The sequence below is a fragment of the Streptomyces capoamus genome, from assembly GCF_014654935.1.
Lineage (GTDB): Bacteria > Actinomycetota > Actinomycetes > Streptomycetales > Streptomycetaceae > Streptomyces > Streptomyces capoamus.
On record NZ_BNBF01000021.1, the window covers coordinates 131,319 to 135,816 of the forward strand.

The window sequence follows — 4,498 nt, forward strand, 5'->3', positions numbered from 1 at the left end:
GTACAACGTGGAGAACCTCGACCCGTCGGACACCACCTTCGACCAGCACGCCGCCGCGATCGTGCACAACCTCCAGTCGCCCGACATCGTGTCCCTGGAGGAGATCCAGGACAACGACGGTGCCAAGGACGACGGCACGGTCGACGCGGACCGGACGGTGGGCAAGCTGATCGACGCGATCACCGCGGCGGGCGGCCCGAGGTACGAGTGGCGCTCGGTCAACCCGGTCAACGACCAGGACGGCGGCGAGCCCGGCGGCAACATCCGCCAGGTGTTCCTGTTCAACCCCGAGCGGGTGTCCTTTGTGGACCGCGCGGGCGGCGACTCGACCACCGCGGTCGGCGTCACCAAGGTGCACGGTAAGGCGCAGCTGACGGTGTCCCCGGGCCGCATCGACCCGGCGAACGCGGCCTGGAACAAGAGCCGCAAGCCGCTCGCGGGCGAGTTCGTCTTCCGCGGCAAGACCGTGTTCGTGATCGCCAACCACCTCAACTCCAAGGGCGGCGACCAGGGGCTGACCGCGCAGTACCAGCCGCCGGTGCGCAGCTCGGAGATCCAGCGGCACGCCCAGGCGACCGTGGTGAACGCGTTCGTCAAGGACATCCTGTCCGCGCAGAAGAACGCGGAGGTCATCGCGCTCGGCGACATGAACGACTTCGAGTTCTCCGGCACCGCGCAGATCCTCGAGGGTGACGGCGAGCTGTGGTCGGCGATCAAGTCGCTGCCCAGGAGCGAGCGCTACAGCTACGACTACCAGGGCAACCAGCAGGTCCTGGACCAGATCCTGGTCAGCCCGGCGATCCGCCGCGGCTGCGACTTCGACTACGACAGCGTGCACATCAACGCGGAGTTCCACGACCAGATCAGCGACCACGACCCGCAGGTCCTGCGGTTCCGCCCCTGATCCGACGGCGACCCCGGTTCCCCCGCCGGCGGGACCGGACTCGCCCCGACCCGGCGGGGCCGGCCGGACGTGCCGTCCGGCCGGCCCCGCCGTGCGTCACTGCACGCGGTCGATCCGGCGCCAGACCACGGCGGCGCCGACGACGACGGCACCCGCCGCGCCGAGGACGAGCGCCGGCCGTGGATGCCGCAGCGCGGCATCCACGAGGGACCGCACCGGTCGCGGCATCCGCAGCTCGTGCCCGGCGTGGGCGGCCCGGTCCCGCAGGGCGTGCCTGCCGTGTCCGGTCCGCTCCTGCACCAGGTGACCGGTCCTCGTCACCCGTTCCTGCGCGGTGTGTCCGGCCCGCGCGGCGCGCTCCTGCACCAGGTGCCCCGCCTTGACCGCCCGGTCCTGCACGCCGTGCCCCGCCTGGGCGGCGCCCACGCGCAGCTGGACGGTCATGGCGCCGGCCTTGTCCCGGAGGTCGGCGGCGCGGGCGCGGGCCCGGCCCTTCACGTCGGCCCGGCCGACCAGCTCGGCGACGGTGTCGCCGAGCTGGCCGCGGGTCTGTTCGATCTGCTGCCGCAGTTCGTCGGGACCCTTGGCGCCCGTGCCGTGCGACTTCCTGTGCGTCATCGGTGTGCCCTTTCCCTGATCGCGTCGACGTCCGCCCTGACGCTGCCGAGCGTCTTCTCGGGCGTGGGCGGGGCGGCACGGCGCAGCTGCGCGCGTCCGGTCGCGGCCAGCAGACCGGCGACGGCGAAGAACACCGCGGCCACGACCAGTGCCGCCGCCCACACGGGCAGCGCCAGGGCGAGGGCGGCGGTGGCCGCTCCGGCGAGGGTGATCAACCCGACGTAGCCGACGGCGCCGGCGGCGCCCAGCAGTCCGCCGCCGCGTCCGGCCCGGCGGCCCTTCTCGGCCAGCTCCTCCTTGGCGAGGGCGACCTCCTGCCGGAGCAACCGGGAGAGCTGTTCGGTGGCCCGGCCGACGAGTTCGCCCGTGGAGGGGTGCCCGTCGGCCGCGGGCCGGGTGTGCGAGGTCACGGTCACGGTGCCCGCCTCCTTCCTGCCTGTGCGGAACGTCCGGGTACCCGCACCCGAGGGTCCTCACCCCTGCCCGGTGCCTCCCGCCCCGGGGTCGCCGAGGCGCGCGAGTTGTTCCTGGAACCAGTCGAGGCGTGCCTGCAACAGGGCGGCCTCGGCGACGAGTTCGGGTACGCCGAGCCCGGCGTCGGTCGTCAACTCGGCGGCCGGGCCCGGCCGGGCGCCGGTGGCGCCGACGGCGGCGACGGCCCGCAGGCCCTGTCCGGCCAGCCGGGCGAAGCCGGCGAGGGAGACGGAGGGACGGCCGCGCAGGCAACCGGCGCAGGCGGGGGCCAGGGCTCGCAGGCCGGGCCGGCCCCAGCCGGCGTCGGCCAGCGCGACGGCACCGGCGCCGCAGCCGCAGGGCCCGGCCGTGACCGTGCGCACCCGCTGCCGGGCGTAGCGGAAGCCGCGTTCGAAGCGGATGTAGGCGCCGAGGACGGACACCTCCAGCAGGACGGCCGCGCGGTGTTCGGCGGTGCACAGCAGGGCCTCGGCGGCGGCCCGGTCGTGCACGCAGTGGAAGCCGCAGTCGCACCGGCGCGCGGGCGGGCGGTGCCGCAGGCCGTAGACGCAGGAGGCGTCGTCCAGGACGGCGTACGGCAGTGCGCCGCCGAGCGACACACCGGTGAAGCCGGCCCGGGTGCCGTCCTGGGACAGCACCGGGTAGGCGATCTTGTAGCCGGTCGGCGGCTCCGTCGGGCGTTCCGCCGGGAGCCGCAGCCTCATCGGGCGGCCGGGACCTCTTCACGGGCCGGCTCCGCCGGTGCGGCGGTCCGTGTGCGGACGGTCCCCTCGGCGTCGCGCGGTTCCTCCTCGGGGTCGAGACGGGCGAGCGGCCGCTCCTCGGCGATCCCGGTGGCCAGTGCCTTGCCCAGCTTCATGGTGCCTCCCATGACCTGACGTCGGTGCCCTCCGGCCATAGTGACCCATCAGGTACCGAGTTGGACACAGGGCGTCCCTGCACACCTGCAATCGCTTAGCAACGCTTATCCATACATCTAAGTAGATTTAAGTAGAGCTTCAGCGACGGACTGCCGAGACTACTCCCATGACGAGTACTCGCCCGGCCCCACCCTTCGGCCGCACACTCTGCGCCATGATCACGCCGTTCACCGCGACGGGCACCCTCGACCTGGACGGCGCCCAGCGACTGGCCGCCCACCTGGTGGCGCGGGGCTGCGACGGCCTGGTCCTCAGCGGCACGACCGGCGAGTCGCCGACCACCACCGACGAGGAGAAGACGCGGCTGGTCGCGGCCGTACGGGAAGCGGTCGGCACCTCGGCCGCGCTGGTCGCGGGCGTGGGCTCGGCCGACACCCGGCACACGGTGGAGCTGGCGCTCGCGGCCGGGAAGGCGGGCGCCGACGGTGTCCTGGTGGTCACGCCGTACTACAGCCGCCCCCCGCAGGAGGCCGTGGCCGCCCACTTCCGCCAGGTCGCCGAGGCGTGCGGGCTGCCGGTGATGCTGTACGACATCCCGGGCCGCACGGGCACCCGGATCGAGCCGGACACCATGATCCGCCTCGCGGACCACCCGGGGATCGTGGCCGTGAAGGACTGCTCCTACGACTTCTTCGGCACCCAGAAGGTGCTGGCGCGGACGGAGCTGGCGTACTACGCGGGCTGCGACGAGCACGTACTGGCGTTGTACGCGCTCGGCGGGGCGGGCTGTGTGAGCACGGTGGCGAACGCCGTGCCGGACGTCGTCGCCGGGATCCCGGCCGCGTTCGACGCCGGTGACACCGGCCGGGCGGCCGCGCTCCAGCGGGCGCTCGTCCCGCTGACCGAGGCGATGCTGGAAGCGGGCCTGCCCGGCACGGTCACCGCGAAGGCCCTGCTGAACCGCCTCGGCCTGCCCGCGGGACCGGTCCGCGCACCGCTGCTGCCCGCCGGCCGGGAGACGGCCGACGGGCTGCTGGCGGCGTACCAGGCACTCACCGCGGACGCGTCCCGGGCCGACGCGTCCCCGGCCGACGCGTCCCCGGCCGACGTGTCGACGGCCGGCGCGTCCCCGATCGGCGCGTCCGGTCCTAGCGGCGGGTGAGGACGGGCTCCCACGGCTCGTGCGGGTCGGTGGGCCCGGCCGGCTCCTGGACACCGCTGAGCGGTACGACCTTGTCGCTGCCGATCGTCACCAGCACGAGCCGCGGGCGGTACTCCTCGTCCAGCCTCGTCACCCGCTCCCAGGCGATGAGGTGCTGCTCGTCGGCCCAGGCGAGCAGGTCGCCGCCGCGGACCTTGGTGATCTCCTTCCCGGTACGCGGATCACGGACGGAGGAGTAGGACCTGCCGGGGGTGCCGCCGACCTCCTTCGCCAGGCCGAGAGCGGCGAGCCTGCCGCTCGGGGACAGCCGCGCGGGGACGTCCGAGCGCAGGAACCTCTCGTCCGCGGGCGCGGCGGTCCTGTGGCCCTCGAGGTCGTAGAACCGCTGCAACCCGTCCCGGCCGCCGACATACCGCGCGTACACGAGCCGGCCGCTGCGGCTGTAGGCGAAGTCCGCGCGGGGGCTGCTGTCGCGGTCGG

At 74.2% G+C, this 4,498-nt stretch carries 6 protein-coding genes and 1 pseudogene; 2 read left to right on the forward strand and 5 right to left on the reverse strand.

The genetic code is table 11. From position 1 onward, the window contains the following. On the forward strand, positions 1–904 hold a 904-nt coding region (locus IE312_RS42240; RefSeq protein WP_368860025.1), incomplete at its 5' end, for an endonuclease/exonuclease/phosphatase family protein. Between the two features lie 96 nt (positions 905–1,000). Here the strand turns inward: IE312_RS42240 and IE312_RS28750 are convergent. The 4 genes from IE312_RS28750 to IE312_RS28765 are packed head-to-tail and all read right to left on the reverse strand — an operon-like array spanning position 1,001 to position 2,855. Beyond that, positions 1,001–1,522: a DUF3618 domain-containing protein gene (locus IE312_RS28750; protein WP_189985212.1), complete on the reverse strand. Its 522-nt coding sequence runs from the start codon at positions 1,520–1,522 to the stop codon at positions 1,001–1,003. Further along, positions 1,519–1,938 carry a phage holin family protein gene (locus IE312_RS28755; RefSeq protein WP_189985213.1) on the reverse strand — a complete coding sequence of 140 codons (420 nt, stop codon included), beginning with the start codon at positions 1,936–1,938 and terminating at the stop codon, positions 1,519–1,521. The genes IE312_RS28750 and IE312_RS28755 overlap by 4 nt, the downstream gene beginning before the upstream one ends. A 57-nt stretch (positions 1,939–1,995) precedes the next feature. Then, positions 1,996–2,700, reverse strand: a complete 705-nt coding sequence (locus tag IE312_RS28760) for a hypothetical protein (RefSeq protein ID WP_189985214.1) — start codon at positions 2,698–2,700, stop codon at positions 1,996–1,998. Beyond that, positions 2,697–2,855 carry a hypothetical protein gene (locus IE312_RS28765; RefSeq protein ID WP_189985215.1) on the reverse strand — a complete coding sequence of 53 codons (159 nt, stop codon included), beginning with the start codon at positions 2,853–2,855 and terminating at the stop codon, positions 2,697–2,699. Before IE312_RS28765 ends, IE312_RS28760 begins: the two co-directional genes overlap by 4 nt. Positions 2,856–3,070: 215 nt before the next feature. Here IE312_RS28765 and dapA point away from each other — a divergent pair, with 215 nt between their 5' ends. Continuing rightward, a complete protein-coding gene (gene dapA, locus IE312_RS28770) occupies positions 3,071–4,018 on the forward strand; it encodes a 4-hydroxy-tetrahydrodipicolinate synthase (protein WP_370467617.1) in 948 nt (315 codons plus the stop codon). On the opposite strand, the pseudogene IE312_RS42245 reads toward dapA, so the two are convergent. Continuing rightward, a pseudogene (locus IE312_RS42245) lies at positions 4,005–4,498 on the reverse strand (WD40 repeat domain-containing protein); the annotation flags it as partial. The gene dapA and the pseudogene IE312_RS42245 overlap by 14 nt on opposite strands.

Excerpts from the sequence above, each read along its gene's own strand:
- IE312_RS28760 (WP_189985214.1), bottom strand. The coding sequence starts at position 2,700 with ATGAGGCTGCGGCTCCCGGCGGAACGCCCGACGGAGCCGCCGACCGGC.
- dapA (WP_370467617.1), top strand. The coding sequence starts at position 3,071 with ATGATCACGCCGTTCACCGCGACGGGCACCCTCGACCTGGACGGCGCC.
- IE312_RS28750 (WP_189985212.1), bottom strand. The coding sequence starts at position 1,522 with ATGACGCACAGGAAGTCGCACGGCACGGGCGCCAAGGGTCCCGACGAA.
- IE312_RS28765 (WP_189985215.1), bottom strand. The coding sequence starts at position 2,855 with ATGAAGCTGGGCAAGGCACTGGCCACCGGGATCGCCGAGGAGCGGCCG.